Origin of the sequence: Microbacterium sp. LMX7-1.2, from assembly GCF_040675935.1 — a bacterium.
GTDB lineage: Bacteria > Actinomycetota > Actinomycetes > Actinomycetales > Microbacteriaceae > Microbacterium.
In genome coordinates this window covers 305,540-319,239 of sequence record NZ_JBEGIL010000001.1, presented here as the reverse complement: position 1 = coordinate 319,239, position 13,700 = coordinate 305,540, and the positions used below count along the sequence as shown (strand labels likewise).

Here is a 13,700-nt window from a genome sequence, read left to right as displayed (position 1 = left end):
AGAGAGCCTCGCTCAGCAGACCGCGGTCAGGGAGTCTCCGGTACGCGCACCATGATCTCCTGCGCCACCGATGCGACGAGCAGACCCTCACGCGTGTAGATCCGCCCCTGGGCGAGGCCGCGACCGCCGCGCGCGTTCGGGGACTCCTGCACGTACAGCAGCCATTCGTCGACCCGGGCAGGCCGGTGCCACCACATCGCGTGGTCGAGGCTCGCGACCTTGAGCCCCGGGAGAGCCCAGTAGACGCCGTGCGCGCGCAGGATCGACTCCTGGATCGTCATGTCGCTGAGGTACGCGAGAGCGGCGCGGTGGATCCGTGGGTCGTCCGGCAGCGGCGCCCGCATCCGCATCCACACGCCCTGATGCGGCACGCGCTCGTCGTCGCTCGGGAGGAACAGGGGCGAATCCACGTGCCGCACGTCGGCGGCGCGATCCGTGAGCATACTGGCCGTCCCGGGCGGGAGGCCCTCCACGCGCTTCTCGTCGGGGAGCAGGCTCTCCGGCTCCGGTACGCCGTCGGGCATGCGTGTGGCGTGCTCGACGCCGGGATCCTCGTCCTGGAAAGAGGCGATCATCGAGAAGATCGGCACGCCGTTCTGGTACGCCTGCGACCGTCGCGTCGAGAACGAGCGCCCGTCGTGTATGCGGTCCACGGCGATCGTGATGCCCTGGGACGCGTCTCCGGGCCGGAGGAAGTACCCGTGCATCGAGTGGACGGCGCGGTCCTCGGGGAGCGTGCGTTCGGCGGCCAGCAGGCTCTGCGCGAGCACCTGACCGCCGTAGATCCGTCCGGAGGGCATCGGATGGGAGCGGCCGGTGAAGATGTCCTCCGTGGTCCGCGCCTGTGCGGCATCGAGGTCGAGGACCGACAGCAGCTGCTCGACGGTGCGGGTGGCGTGGGCATCGGCGGTCATGAGGTCCTTCCCCGCGGCTGGGGCGACCGCTGGCGTTGATAGTTTAGAGGCTGTGCCCCAGCAGCTCGTCCTCGCCGATGCCCCGACGACCAAGGACGTCCTGACGTTCCTCGGACGCACCGCCCGGATCTCCGACGAGGGCGTCCGACTCCAGGCCGCACGCGGTGTGCTCGCACTCACCGGCGCGGCCCTCGCGCCTCACGGACTCTTCGATCACACGCCGACGGTGCTCGGGATGCGCGTCGTGCACGCCGATCCCGAACTCGAATGCGACATCGTCGTGGCCTCGCTCACGGCGACGGACGACGACCGCGTCCTCGATCTCCCCGAGACCGGGCTCTCGCCCGCCTGGGCAGGCATCGCCCCGCCCCGAGGCGAGTGGGCTCCGCTCGGACGACTCACGGCCTCGGTGGTCGCGCACCGCGCGCAATGGGGCATCAGCGCCGTGGCGCGCGGGGCCACGGACGGCGCCGGTGAGGAAGCCGTGCGAGCGCTGCGCGCGGCAGTCTGGGGGGAACCCGACGAAGACCTGCTCGGCCTTCCACGCGGGGTGGCCTTCGCCGCGGACGCCTTCGGATTCATCTCCGGGGAAGAGGACGTCGCGGTCCTGACGTCCGGGCGCTGGACGCGGCTGGCGTTCCGACGCGGTCATGTGCTGACCCGGGGGCCGGCAGCGATCGGCATGACCGCGGTCCGCGGCACCGGCGTCGGGGGGTAGCGACGCTCAGCGCGCGGCGGCTCGTCCCGCCTGGCGCCCCGAGAAGAGGCACCCGCCCAGGAACGTCCCTTCGAGGGCGCGATAGCCGTGCACGCCGCCACCGCCGAAACCGCTCGCCTCGCCCGCGGCGAACAGTCCGGGGATCGGCGAGCCCTGCGCATCGAGCGCGCGGCCGTCCAGATCGGTCGTGATGCCGCCGAGCGACTTGCGGGTGAGCACGTGCAGCTTGACGGCGATCATCGGCCCGGCCGCGGGATCCTGCAGTCGGTGCGGGGCCGCGGTGCGGATCAGCCGGTCGCCCCGGTAGCCGCGCATCGAGCGCAGCATCCCGATCTGGGCATCCTTGGAGAAGTCGTTGTCCATCTCGAGGTCGCGTGCGATGATCTCGCGACGCACATGGTCGATGTCGAGCAGGTCGCCGCCATCGTGCCGTCGCATCTGCTCGAGGAGAGACTCCAGGTCGTTCTCGACGATGAAGTCCTCTCCTTCGTCGAGGAACGCCTGCACCGGTCCGGTAGGACCCTTCGCGAGGCGCGACCGCAGCAGCAGCCCGACGTCCTTGCCCGTGAGGTCGGGGTTCTGCTCGCTGCCCGAGAGCGCGAACTCCTTCTCCACGATCTGTCGTGATGTCACGAACCAGGAGTGGTCGTGGCCCGTGCGACGCAGATGCTCGAGCGTGCCGAGGGTGTCGAAACCGGGGAACAACGGCCCGGGGAGGCGCCGTCCGGTCGCGTCGAGCCAGAGCGACGACGGGCCGGGCAGGATGCGGATGCCGTGGGACGGCCAGACCGGATCCCAGTTGCGGATGCCTTCGACGTAGTGCCACATGCGGTCGCCGTTGATGAGGCGTGCACCCGCCGCGGCGCTGACCGTCTGCATGGAGCCGTCCACGTAGGCGGGTACGCCCGTGAGCATGTGCTCGGGCGGGTTTCCGAGGCGCGCGGGCCACGCGGCGCGCACGAGGTCGTGATTGCCGCCGATTCCACCGGAGGCGACGATAGTCGCGGATGCGGTGATCGCGAAGTCCCCGATCACCTCGCGCGAGGACTCGACGCCGCGCTGGGCGCCGCTGGAGGCGAGGACGGACCCGCTCGCGCCCGTCACGACGCCGTCGCGGACGTTCAGCTCCGTCACCCGGTGCCGCGGCAGGATCGTGATGCGGCCCTCGCGCTCCGCCTGTTCGACCGACGCCTGGAACGGCGCTACGATCCCGGGACCCGTGCCCCACGTGATGTGGAACCGCGGCACGGAGTTGCCGGGCCCCAGAGCGCCGTATCCGCCGCGTTCCGCCCACCCGACCACGGGGAAGAAGCCCACGCCGCGCTCGCGCAGCCACGCGCGCTTCTCGCCCGCGGCGAACTGCAGATAGGCCTCCGCCCACCGACGCGGCCAGTCGTCCTCGGGACGGTCGAACCCCGCGGTGCCGAACCAGTCCTGCGTCGCGAGCGCCAGGGAGTCCCTGATGCCCATTCGGCGCTGCTCTGGGGAGTCGATGAAGAACAGCCCGCCGAACGACCACCAGGCCTGACCGCCGAGGTTCGTGCGAGGCTCCTGGTCCAGGAGGATCACGCGGCGACCGGCATCCAACGCTTCCGATGCGGCCACGAGGCCGGCCAGCCCCCATCCGATCACGAGGACGTCGGCGGACAGGGGCGTGGTCGTCATGGGGTCTCCGTTGATTCCTGACGTGAGCGGGTCTCGAGCGTGGGGCGGCCCTCGGCGGCAGCGCCGATGCCGGAGCGCTCCATCGAGTTCACCATGGCATACGCCGCCCGCTCGAGGTAGTCCCACAGCGTCGATTCGTGCAGGGGCGACAAGTGCGCCTCGTCCACGGCCGTGCGCATGTGCCGCAGCCAACGATCGCGCGCATCCGGATCGACGCGGAACGGCATGTGCCTCATCCGCAGGCGAGGATGTCCCCGGGTCTCTCCGTACGTCGTCGGTCCGCCCCAGTATTGCTCGAGGAACAGCAGCAGGCGCTCCTCTGCAGGTCCGAGGTCCTCCTCCGGGTACATGGGCTTCAGCACGGGATCCTGCGCGACCTCACGGTAGAACACCGAGACGATCTTCGCGAACGTCTCGCGTCCGCCGACCTCGTCGTAGAACGTCACTTCTGTGTGCTCCCGCCATCGTTCTGCTGCTTCTTGCGTCGCCAGATGCCTCGGTCAGGCACGACAGGGACGCCGGTCACCGCGTTGGGGCGCGTCTTGGGCGGGTTGGCGCCGCGCACTCGTCGCGCGCCGTCGAGACCCGTCGGCACCACGGTCGCCATGCTGGGCAGCGCGATCCCCTTCTCGAGGAAGGCCGCACGAAGGCGCTTGCGCAGCTCCTGGGCGACGTCGTCCTTGGCGTTCGCCCGCGCCTTGATCACGATGCGGACGACGAGCGCCTCGCCGCCGATCGACTCCAGCCCCCAGAGCTCGGGCTTCTCGATGATGCGGGTGCGCCACTTGGGGTCCTTGGCGAGCCCCTGGGCGGTCTCCAGCATGACCTGCTCGACCTGGTCGATGTCGACGTCCAACGGCACGCCGAGGTCGATGATCGCGCGCGCCCACCCCTGGGACATGTTGCCGATTCGGGTGACCTCGCCGTTGCGGACGTACCAGAGCGTGCCGTTCACGTCGCGCACCTGAGTGATGCGCACGCTCACGTACTCGACGACACCCGAGGCGAGTCCCAGGTCGACGACGTCGCCGATCCCGATCTGATCCTCCGCGACGATGAACATGCCGTTCAGCACGTCCTTGACGATGTTCTGGGCGCCGAAGCCGAGACCTGCGCCCACGGCAGCGGTCAGCAGCGTGAGGGAGCCGAGGAGGCTGTTGTCGAGTGCGTTGACGATCAGCACGATCGCGATCACGACGAGCATCACATTGACGATGTTCTGAAGGATCGTGCCGAGGGTGCGCGTGCGCTGCACGAGCCGCATGTCGGCGAGAGGGCTGCGTTCGAGTGCCTGCGTGTCGTCGACTGCGGCCTTGCTCTTGGCGGTGTCGACGATGCGGTGCACGACCCGTCGGATCACGACGCGCAGAGCGAGGGCGATCAGAACGCACGCGACGATGATGATCGCGACGTTGAGGGCTCTCATGCCGACGACCCCGAGGACGCTGAGCATGTCCGTCCACCAGGTCGGCGGTTCAGCGGGGGGTTGGTCGGTCTCGAACGGCAGCATCATCATCACTCCCCAGGGTAGCGATCAGGCCTCTGCGTGGGCTGGATGCACCGCGCAGAGGCCTGAGAGAGACGCAGCGGAGCTCAGTCCTCCGCGTCGCGCGACTGCGCCGCGAGGGAGCGCTCGACATCGGCGAGGTTCTCCAGCACGAGGCGGCGCAGAGCGGGGGCGGCATCCTGGTGCTCCGAGAGCCAGGCGCGCGTCGTGTCGCGCAGTGCGACATCGGCGATCGCGGTCGGGAACAGGCCTACGACCAGGTACTGGGCGATCTGGTAGGTCCGCGATTCCCAGATCGGCAGCAGCATGTCGAAGTACGGCTGGACGAACTCCCGGAGCACCTCGGCGCCGGCCGGGTGGACGAAGCCGAGCGCTGCGGAGCGCACGATGGTGTTCGGTGCGTCGTCGCGTTCGATCAGCGATGCCCAGGCCGCCTTCTTGGAGGCGACGTCAGGCAGTGCGGCGCGGGCCTGAGCCGCGAACTCGCCGCCCTTCGCCGTGTTGTCCGCTGCGAGCGCCGCGTCGATCGCCGCGGCATCGGTCGCGCCGATCGTGGCGAGTCCGACCAGCAGCTGCCAGTTCAGGTCGGCGTCGATCTCGAGCCCGGGCAGCGTGTCCTCACCGGAGCGCAGGCGACCGACGACTCCCGCGTGCTCGGGGGTGACGAGCGCGCCGGCGAACGCGGTGACGAACTGCAGCTGGCTGTCGCTGCCGGCCTCCGCGCCCTCCGCGAGCGCCCACAGGCCATCGGCGACCTTCTGGCGGGCAGCGGCGCGGTTCTCGGGCGTCACGTACAGCGTCGCGGCGGTGCGCAGCTGCGCGAGGGTGGTGCGCACCGTGGTCGACTCGGTCTCGCGGCCGATGTTGCCCAGCACGAGATCGATGTAGTCGGACGCGGCCGTCTCGGCATCCCGTGTCTGGTCCCAGGCGGCGCCCCAGACCAGCGAGCGGGCGAGCGGGTCGCTGATGTCGGCCAGGTGCGCGATCGCGGTGGCCAGCGACCGCTCGTCGAGCCGGATCTTCGCATAGGCCAGGTCGTTGTCGTTCAGCAGCACGAGGTCGGGGCGCTTCAGGCCCACGAGCTCGGGGACCTCGGTGCGATCGCCGTCGACGTCGACCTCGGCGTAGTGACTGCGCACGAGAGCGCCGTCCGTGAGGGAGTAGAAGCCGATGCCGAGGCGGTGCGGACGGATCGTCGAGTAATCGGCGGGAGCCGTCTGGGTGACGGCGAACCGGGAGATCGTGCCGTCGGCATCCTCGGCGATGACCGGCTCGAGGGTGTTCACGCCGGCGGTCTCGAGCCACTTCTTCGACCAGGTGCTGAGGTCGCGGCCACTCGTGGCCTCGAGCTCGGTGAGGAGGTCGCTCAGCTCGGTGTTGCCCCAGGAGTGCTTCTGGAAGTACTGCGAGACACCGGCGAAGAACTCCTCGATGCCGACCCATGCCGCGAGCTGCTTGAGGACGGAGCCGCCCTTGGCGTACGTGATGCCGTCGAAGTTGACCTGCACGTCCTCGAGGTCGTTGATCTCGGCGACGATCGGGTGCGTGGACGGCAGCTGGTCCTGGCGGTACGCCCAGGTCTTCTCCATGGCGTTGAACGTGGTCCACGCCTCGGTCCACTCGGTGGCCTCCGCGGTGGCGATGGTCGACGCCCATTCGGCGAACGACTCGTTCAGCCACAGGTCGTTCCACCACTTCATGGTGACGAGGTCGCCGAACCACATGTGCGCGAGCTCGTGCAGGATCGTGACGACGCGGCGCTCCTTGACCGCATCCGTCACCTTGCTGCGGAACACATAGGTCTCGGTGAAGGTCACCGCGCCCGCGTTCTCCATCGCTCCGGCGTTGAACTCCGGTACGAAGAGCTGGTCGTACTTGGCGAACGGATAAGGGACGCCGAACTTGGACTCGAAGTACGCGAAGCCCTCGCGCGTCTTGTCGAAGATGTAGTCGGCGTCGAGGTGCTGCCAGAGGCTCTTGCGGCCGTAGACCCCGAGCGGGATGACCCGACCGGAGGCGCTCGTGAGCTCGGAGAAGGTCGACTCGTAGGGTCCGGCGACGAGAGCCGTGATGTACGAGGAGATGCGCGGCGTCGGCTCGAAGCCCCACGTGGCGATCGAGCTGTCGTCGTGCAGGATCGGCTCGGGCGTGGGGGAGTTCGACACGACCTTCCACGCGGCCGGAGCCGTCACCGTGAACTGGAACGTCGCCTTGAGGTCGGGCTGCTCGAAGACCGCGAACACACGGCGGGAGTCGGGCACCTCGAACTGCGAGTACAGGTAGACCTCGCCGTCGACCGGGTCGACGAAACGGTGCAGCCCCTCGCCGGTGTTCGTGTAGAGGCAGTCGGCATCGACTACGAGGACGTTCTCGGCCTGCAGCCCGGTGAGCGCGATGCGCGAGTCGGCGAAGGCCTCCGCGGGGTCGAGCTGCTCGCCGTTGAGTGAGATCTCGCGGACGTCGCGCGCGATCAGGTCGATGAAGGTGAAGCTCTCGGGCGTCGCGGTGAAGCGCACGACACTGCGGGAGCCGAAGACCTCGGCGCCCTTCGTCAGGTCGAGGGACACCTCGTACGACTGCGTGTCGACGACGTCGCGGCGCTCCTGCGCTTCGATGCGGGTGAGGTTCTCTCCAGGCACAGGTGTACTCCCAGGGGTGAGGGGACGCTGCCGTAACCCGGCGCAGCTGGCACCCACGGCAACCATGACAGCCTACGCCAGCATCGCGGCCTGTCTCGCTCCCGAGAGATGAAAGGATGGAGAGGTGACTGCGATCGAGCCGAACACCGTCCCCTTTGCCTCTGCTGCCGCTGCCGGCGGAGAGCCCTTCGTGACGACGCCCGTCGCCTACGACGGCATCCTCCTCGCGGGCTTCGGCGGGCCGGAGGGTCAGGACGACGTCATCCCGTTCCTGCGCAACGTCACGCGTGGCCGCGGCATCCCGGATGAGCGCCTCGAAGAGGTCGCCCATCACTACCGGCACTTCGGCGGCGTGAGTCCGATCAACGGGCAGAACCGGATCCTCAAGGAGGCGCTCGAGGGAGAGCTCGCCCGTCGTGGTGTGAACCTGCCGGTGTACTGGGGCAACCGCAACTGGAGCCCCTATCTGGAGGAGGTCGTGACCGAGGCCGCCGACGCCGGCCACACCACGCTCCTCGCCTTCGCGACGAGCGCCTACAGCTCCTTCTCCAGCTGCCGCCAGTACCGCGAGGATTTCGCGCGGGTGCTCGAGGAGACCGGGCTCGGCGACACCGTCACGATCGACAAGATCCGTCCGTTCTACGACCACCCCGGTTTCGTGGAGTCCTTCGAGACCGGCGTCCGTGAGGCGGTGGAGGGCTTCCTCGCGCAGGGGATCGCGGCCTCCGACATCCAGATCCTCTTCTCGACGCACAGTATCCCGACCGAGGACGCCCAGCGCTCCGGCGCGCGTGACATCGACTGGGGCGACGGTGGGGCCTATGCGGCTCAGCACCTCGCCGTCGCAGCGTGGGTCATGGATCGTGTGCGCGAGAGCATCCCGGCCGCATCCGACGTGCCCTGGGAGCTCGTCTACCAGTCGCGCTCGGGCCCCGCGTCGCAGCCCTGGCTGGAGCCGGACGTCTGCGATGTCATCGGAGAGCTCCCCGCACGCGGTCGCACGGCCGTCGCGGTTGTGCCCGTCGGCTTCATGAGCGACCACATGGAGGTGCTCTGGGACCTCGACACGGAGGCAGCGGAGGCCGCCGAGGAGGCGGGACTCGCCTTCACCCGCACTCCGACGCCCGGCGTCGCGCCGTCGTTCGTGGCGGGTATCGTCGACCTGATCCTCGAGCGCATCGAGGGGCGTCCGAACGAGGAGCGTCCGCACGTCACCTCGCTGCCCGGCGGATTCGACGTGTGCCGCCCCGGATGCTGCGAGAACATCCGCGCCGGGTTCAAGCCCGCCGCCGCCGGCGTCGCGCCCTGACCCCGCGGACGAACGGAACGTGCGTCGGTCCGGCGACACTCGCTCCTAGGATGGGAGCCATGCGCATCCACATCGCCACAGACCACGCAGGTCTCGACTTCTCCACGCAGCTGCAGGAGCACCTGCGCACCGCGGGTCACGAGGTCGTCGACCACGGACCGATCGAGTACGACGCGCTGGACGACTACCCGGCCTTCTGCATCCGCGCCGCCCAGGCCGTCGTCGCCGATCAGGCCGCCGGCGTCGAGACGCTCGGAGTCGTCTTCGGGGGCTCGGGCAACGGCGAGCAGATCGCCGCGAACAAGGTCGAGGGCGTCCGCGCGGCACTCGTCTGGAACATCTCGACCGCCGAGCTCGCGCGTCAGCACAACGACGCGAACGTGATCTCGATCGGCGCGCGTCAGCACTCCTTCGACGAGGTCACGTCGTTCATCGACACGTTCATCGCGACTCCGTTCTCGGACGAGGAGCGTCACGTGCGCCGCATCGCCCAGATCGCGGACTTCGAGCGCGACGGCTCGCTGCTCCCGGATCCTCGGGCCTGACATGCCCGAGGGGCATTCCGTCCACCGCATCGCGCGGCAGTTCGACCGGAACTTCGTCGGTAGGCCCGTGCGCGCGTCGAGCCCGCAGGGGCGCTTCGCGGAAGGCGCGGCCGTCCTCGACGGGCGAGAGGCGGTGAGCGTGCAGGCGGTCGGCAAGCAGATGTTCCTCGAGTTCGACGGCGCGATCTGGCTCCGCGTGCACCTGGGGCTCTACGGAGCGTGGGACTTCGCGGGGGAGATCCTCGTCGATCCGACGATCGCGTCGGCGAACGGGCGCATGGGGCAGACGAACCAGCGTGGCACCGTGGTCGATGACGAGATCCTCGACGATGCGGGGGAGAACTCGCTCGCCTCGATCGGAGCCCCGCGCCGCACGCGTGTGCACGTGCGGATGTCCGAGCAGACGAAGGGGCTCGCCGACGAGGGCCTGGAGTGGCCGCCGCCCGTCGTCGGTCAGGTACGGCTGCGTCTCATGACCGACATCACCGCGGCGGACCTACGCGGCCCCACGGCCTGCGTGCTGCAGACCCCGGAGGAGATGCTCGCGACCGTCGCGAAGCTCGGACCCGACCCTCTCGTGGGCGATCCGACCGAGAACGAGGAGCGGTTCGTCCGAGCCGTGCGCAAGACCCAGACCGTGATCGCATTGCTGCTCATGGATCAGTCCGTGGTGAGCGGCATCGGCAACGTCTACCGCGCCGAGATGCTCTACCGTCAGCGGCTCAACCCGCACACCCCGGGCAAGCAGGTGCCCGAGGACGTCGTGCGCGCCCTGTGGCGGGACTGGGTGCGCCTGCTCGCGATCGGCGTCGAGACCGGTCAGATGATGACCATGGACGACCTGTCACCCGAGCAGTACCGGGCGGCGATGGCGAGCCGCGACGACAGGCACTGGGTCTACCATCGCGCGGGTCTGCCCTGTCGGGTGTGCGGCACGGAGATCGCTCTCGAGGAGATCGGCGCGCGCAAGCTCTACTGGTGTCCGCGCTGCCAGGCCTGACCGCGCGGTCATAGGCTGAGGGGATGCGTCAGAACCCCAGCTTCAGCCTCGCCGACGTCCCCGAGATCCGGCGGGTCATCGCCGCGAATCCGTGGGCAACGATCGTCAGCGACGGTCCCGACGGGCTCGTGTCGTCGCACTATGCGGTGCTTCTGGACGAAGGCCGCGACGACCTCACGGTCGTCGCGCATGTCGGCCGTCCGGACGACCTCATCCACGGGCTGGGCGAGCGCGAGATGCTCGTGATCTTCCAGGGACCGCACGGCTACATCTCGCCCGGCTGGTACGGAGATGTCGCGGCAGTCCCCACCTGGAACTACACCGCGGTCCATCTCTCGGGTGTGCCCGAGATCCTGACCGACGAGGAGAACCTGCAGGTGCTCGATCGGCTCGTCGCGCATTTCGAGGGGCGGATGCCCGGTCCGCGACTGATGTGGGAGCGTCCGAACGACGAGGCGTTCGTCTCGAGGCTCGCCGCCGGCACCGTCGGCTTCCGACTCACCCCGTCCCGGGTCGTCGCGAAACGCAAGCTGAGCCAGAACAAGCCCGCGGACACGATCGAGACCGTGATCGCCGCGCTCGAAGGCGACGGCCCGTACGCGCAGGCGGAGCTCGCTCGCGAGATGCGCCGCGCCCAGGATGCGCGCACGGCGGTCGATCGATGAGCGGTGCTGGGGAGCGGATCGGTACGATCACGGGCGCGCGGATCGCAGGGCCCGGCAGCGAGTTCCTCATGGACGACGAGCCGGTCGACGTCTTCCTTGAGGACGGCGTGATCGCGGACATCGCTCCGTCGGGTGCCCTTCCGGCGCGGGGTGGGGTGCTGGATGCCGCCGGCGCGTGGGCGATTCCGGGCCTGTGGGACAACCACGTGCACACGGTGCAGTGGGCGCTGGCCGCGGAGCGCGTCGACCTGGGAGGCGCTCGATCCGCGGGGGAGGCCGCGGCGATGATGGGGCGAGCCGCGCCGCTGCCGGACGGCCGACGTGTGGGAGCCGGGTTCCGGGATGCCCTGTGGAACGGCGCCCCCAGCCTCTCCCTTCTCGACGCGGCCACGGGGAGCGTCCCCACCTACCTGATCAACGCCGACGTCCACAGCACCTGGCTCAACTCGGCGGCGCTGCAGCGCGAGGGGTTCCGTACCTCGGATGGCGTGCTGCGAGAAGAGGACGCCTTCGAGATCTCGCGTCGCCTGAACGCCGTCGATCCCGAGCGCAGCGACCGCGCCGTGATCGCGGCGGGTGCGAAGGCCGCGGAGCGGGGAGTGACCGGCCTCGTCGACTTCGACATGGCCTGGAACGCGGATGCATGGCCGCGTCGGATCGCCGACGGCTTCGCCTCCCACCGCGTGGAGTTCGCCGTGTACCCGTTCGACCTGGAACGTGCGATAGCCGCGGGCCTGCGCACGGGGGAGCTGCATGAGGCAGCGGAGACGCCCGAGTCCGGCCGCGGCCTCATCCGCGTGGGCGCGCTCAAGATCATCAGCGACGGGTCCCTCGGCACGCGCACGGCGGCCTGCTCGCACTCCTATCCCGGTGATCCCGAGAACTTCGGCGTGCTGACGGTGCCGCCCGCCGAACTGACCGATCTCCTCACGCGGGCGACGGGCGCGGGTCTCTCGGTGGCGGTGCATGCGATCGGGGACCGTGCCGTGACCGCCGCGCTCGACGCTTTCACGGTCACCGGCGCCGTGGGGACGATCGAGCACGCGCAACTCGTCCGCCATGCGGACCTGGCGCGCTTCGCGCGACTCGGCGTGATCGCGAGCGTGCAGCCGCAGCATGCCCTCGACGATCGTGACGTCGTCGGCGCGCACTGGGCGCTGCAGACATCCATCGGCTATCCGCTGCGCGCTCTGCAGGATGCGGGGGTCGAGTTGCGGTTCGGGTCTGACGCCCCGGTCGCTCCTCTCGACCCGTGGCAGGCGATCGCAGCGGCCGTCGAGCGCACGGACGACGCGCGCGAGCCGTGGCATCCCGAGGAAGCGCTGGGAACCGACGACGCGCTGCGCGCGAGCGTACGGTCGTCCCTTCGGCCCGGGGAGGTCGCGGACATCGCGCTGTGCGGCCTCGACCCGCTCGTGGCGGCAGGCGAGGACCTCCGCCGGATGCCGGTGACCGCGACCCTGCTCGGCGGACGCCTCACGCATCGCGCCTGAGCGGCTCGACCACGCAGAAGGAGGGCGCCGGGACGGATCCCGGCGCCCTCCTTCTCGGTCAGGTCGTTACGCGGCGATGTGCGAGACGAGGAACCAGCGGTCCTTCTCGAGGCCCCGCATGATCTCGATCGCGACGTCCTGGCTCGTGAGGTCGACCTCGTCGAGTCCGTCGATCGCGGCCTTGACGTCGACAAGGATCGCGTCGATGTCGGAGATGACCGCGCGCACGAGCTCATCGGACTGCGTGAATCCTGCGGGAACGGCGGTGGCACCGGCCTTGGCGGCGACGGTCGCGACGCGGGCGTCGATCGGGAGGCCCAGGGCGACGATGCGCTCCGCGGCGGTGTCGGCGAAGTCGCCGGCGTGGGCGACGATCGTGTCGAGCAGCTCGTGGACACCGACGAAGTTCGCACCCCGGACGTGCCAGTGGGCCTGCTTGCCGTCGATCGTGAGGGCCTGGAGGCCGAGGACGACCGGCGAGAGGAACTGGGCTGCAGCGGCCGCGACCGTCGGGTCGCTGGCGGTGGTGGAAACGGTCTGTGCCTTGCTCATCGTGACTCCTCCGGAGTGGTCATTTCGTACCTGGTGAAGACAACGCTACTCATCCTGATTCATTCCGCAAGCAAGTGAAGGCTCGGCTTAGTTCCGCGTGATCACGCGGAAATCCGGGCATGCGAGGGTAGGCTCGCCTCATGAGCGTCGCATCAGGAGCATCCGTTCTCGCCCTCGGAGGCAGGGTCCCGTCGATCGCCGAGGCGACCTTCGTGGCGGACGGTGCACGCATCGTCGGCGACGTGCGTCTCGAGCCCGGGGCGAGCGTCTGGTACAACGCGGTCCTGCGGGGGGATTCCGCGGGCATCGTCGTCGGTCCCGGCAGCAACGTGCAGGACAACGTGTCGGTGCACGTGGACGCCGGACACCCCGTCCGCATCGGGGCGAAGGTGTCGATCGGGCACAACGCCGTGGTGCACGGGTGCACCATCGGCGACGGCGCGCTGATCGGCATGGGCGCGGTCGTCCTCAGCGGAGCCGTGATCGGCGAGGGATGTCTCGTCGCCGGGGGAGCGGTCGTGCTCGGCGGCACCGAGGTGCCCGCGGGCTCGCTCGTGGCCGGGGTTCCGGCGAAAGTCCGTCGAGCGCTCACCGACGAGGAGCGCGAGGGGCTGATCGCGAACGCGGACGTCTATCTCGGACACCTCCGCACGCACGAGGATGCGGCTCCGGCCTGAGCGTCGGCGCCCGCTA

The 13,700-nt window shown here is 69.7% G+C and carries 13 protein-coding genes; 7 read left to right on the top strand and 6 right to left on the bottom strand.

Annotation, left to right across the window (positions count from 1 at the left end; all coding sequences use genetic code 11):
- Positions 1–26: 26 nt before the first annotated feature.
- On the bottom strand, positions 27–914 hold the full coding sequence (locus tag MRBLMX7_RS01565; RefSeq protein WP_363365893.1) for an acyl-CoA thioesterase: 888 nt from the start codon (positions 912–914) through the stop codon (positions 27–29).
- 52 nt (positions 915–966) lie between these two features.
- On the opposite strand from MRBLMX7_RS01565, the gene MRBLMX7_RS01560 reads away from it, so the two are divergent.
- Positions 967–1,632: a hypothetical protein gene (locus tag MRBLMX7_RS01560; RefSeq protein ID WP_363365892.1), complete on the top strand. Its 666-nt coding sequence runs from the start codon at positions 967–969 to the stop codon at positions 1,630–1,632.
- 6 nt (positions 1,633–1,638) lie between these two features.
- On the opposite strand, the gene MRBLMX7_RS01555 is transcribed toward MRBLMX7_RS01560, so the two are convergent.
- The 4 genes from MRBLMX7_RS01555 to pepN all read right to left on the bottom strand — a co-directional run bounded on the left by MRBLMX7_RS01555 (position 1,639) and on the right by pepN (position 7,443).
- Positions 1,639–3,297 (bottom strand): FAD-binding dehydrogenase, encoded by a 1,659-nt coding sequence (locus MRBLMX7_RS01555; RefSeq protein WP_363365891.1) that lies wholly within the window; start codon positions 3,295–3,297, stop codon positions 1,639–1,641.
- Positions 3,294–3,743, bottom strand: coding sequence for a globin (locus MRBLMX7_RS01550; RefSeq protein ID WP_414685082.1), 450 nt, complete (start codon positions 3,741–3,743; stop codon positions 3,294–3,296). Before MRBLMX7_RS01550 ends, MRBLMX7_RS01555 begins: the two co-directional genes overlap by 4 nt.
- Positions 3,740–4,810, bottom strand: coding sequence for a mechanosensitive ion channel family protein (locus tag MRBLMX7_RS01545; RefSeq protein WP_363370767.1), 1,071 nt, complete (start codon positions 4,808–4,810; stop codon positions 3,740–3,742). Before MRBLMX7_RS01545 ends, MRBLMX7_RS01550 begins: the two co-directional genes overlap by 4 nt.
- A gap of 80 nt (positions 4,811–4,890) precedes the next feature.
- Positions 4,891–7,443 carry an aminopeptidase N gene (gene pepN / locus MRBLMX7_RS01540; protein ID WP_363365890.1) on the bottom strand — a complete coding sequence of 851 codons (2,553 nt, stop codon included), beginning with the start codon at positions 7,441–7,443 and terminating at the stop codon, positions 4,891–4,893.
- Between the two features lie 124 nt (positions 7,444–7,567).
- On the opposite strand from pepN, the gene MRBLMX7_RS01535 reads away from it, so the two are divergent.
- The 5 genes from MRBLMX7_RS01535 to MRBLMX7_RS01515 are packed head-to-tail and all read left to right on the top strand — an operon-like array spanning position 7,568 to position 12,455.
- Positions 7,568–8,752, top strand: coding sequence for a ferrochelatase (locus MRBLMX7_RS01535; RefSeq protein ID WP_363365889.1), 1,185 nt, complete (start codon positions 7,568–7,570; stop codon positions 8,750–8,752).
- Between the two features lie 59 nt (positions 8,753–8,811).
- Complete coding sequence (locus MRBLMX7_RS01530) at positions 8,812–9,297, top strand: ribose-5-phosphate isomerase (protein ID WP_363365888.1); 486 nt, start codon at positions 8,812–8,814, stop codon at positions 9,295–9,297.
- A 1-nt stretch (position 9,298) separates the two neighbouring features.
- On the top strand, positions 9,299–10,297 hold the full coding sequence (locus MRBLMX7_RS01525; RefSeq protein WP_050721023.1) for an Fpg/Nei family DNA glycosylase: 999 nt from the start codon (positions 9,299–9,301) through the stop codon (positions 10,295–10,297).
- A gap of 23 nt (positions 10,298–10,320) precedes the next feature.
- On the top strand, positions 10,321–10,962 hold the full coding sequence (locus MRBLMX7_RS01520; RefSeq protein ID WP_363365887.1) for an FMN-binding negative transcriptional regulator: 642 nt from the start codon (positions 10,321–10,323) through the stop codon (positions 10,960–10,962).
- Positions 10,959–12,455, top strand: coding sequence for an amidohydrolase (locus MRBLMX7_RS01515; RefSeq protein WP_363365886.1), 1,497 nt, complete (start codon positions 10,959–10,961; stop codon positions 12,453–12,455). Before MRBLMX7_RS01520 ends, MRBLMX7_RS01515 begins: the two co-directional genes overlap by 4 nt.
- Positions 12,456–12,521: 66 nt before the next feature.
- Here the strand turns inward: MRBLMX7_RS01515 and MRBLMX7_RS01510 are convergent, their stop codons facing one another.
- Positions 12,522–13,007, bottom strand: coding sequence for a Dps family protein (locus MRBLMX7_RS01510; RefSeq protein WP_050721020.1), 486 nt, complete (start codon positions 13,005–13,007; stop codon positions 12,522–12,524).
- A 140-nt stretch (positions 13,008–13,147) separates the two neighbouring features.
- Between MRBLMX7_RS01510 and MRBLMX7_RS01505 the strand changes: the two genes are divergently transcribed.
- A complete protein-coding gene (locus MRBLMX7_RS01505) occupies positions 13,148–13,684 on the top strand; it encodes a gamma carbonic anhydrase family protein (RefSeq protein WP_363365885.1) in 537 nt (178 codons plus the stop codon).
- The last annotated feature ends 16 nt before the right edge of the window (positions 13,685–13,700 follow it).

Bases quoted from the DNA above. Each gene is read 5' to 3' on its own strand.
- MRBLMX7_RS01565 (WP_363365893.1), bottom strand. From the start codon at position 914: ATGACCGCCGATGCCCACGCCACCCGCACCGTCGAGCAGCTGCTGTCG.
- MRBLMX7_RS01555 (WP_363365891.1), bottom strand. From the start codon at position 3,297: ATGACGACCACGCCCCTGTCCGCCGACGTCCTCGTGATCGGATGGGGG.
- MRBLMX7_RS01545 (WP_363370767.1), bottom strand. From the start codon at position 4,810: ATGATGCTGCCGTTCGAGACCGACCAACCCCCCGCTGAACCGCCGACC.
- MRBLMX7_RS01530 (WP_363365888.1), top strand. From the start codon at position 8,812: ATGCGCATCCACATCGCCACAGACCACGCAGGTCTCGACTTCTCCACG.
- MRBLMX7_RS01525 (WP_050721023.1), top strand. From the start codon at position 9,299: ATGCCCGAGGGGCATTCCGTCCACCGCATCGCGCGGCAGTTCGACCGG.
- MRBLMX7_RS01520 (WP_363365887.1), top strand. From the start codon at position 10,321: ATGCGTCAGAACCCCAGCTTCAGCCTCGCCGACGTCCCCGAGATCCGG.
- MRBLMX7_RS01515 (WP_363365886.1), top strand. From the start codon at position 10,959: ATGAGCGGTGCTGGGGAGCGGATCGGTACGATCACGGGCGCGCGGATC.
- MRBLMX7_RS01510 (WP_050721020.1), bottom strand. From the start codon at position 13,007: ATGAGCAAGGCACAGACCGTTTCCACCACCGCCAGCGACCCGACGGTC.
- MRBLMX7_RS01505 (WP_363365885.1), top strand. From the start codon at position 13,148: ATGAGCGTCGCATCAGGAGCATCCGTTCTCGCCCTCGGAGGCAGGGTC.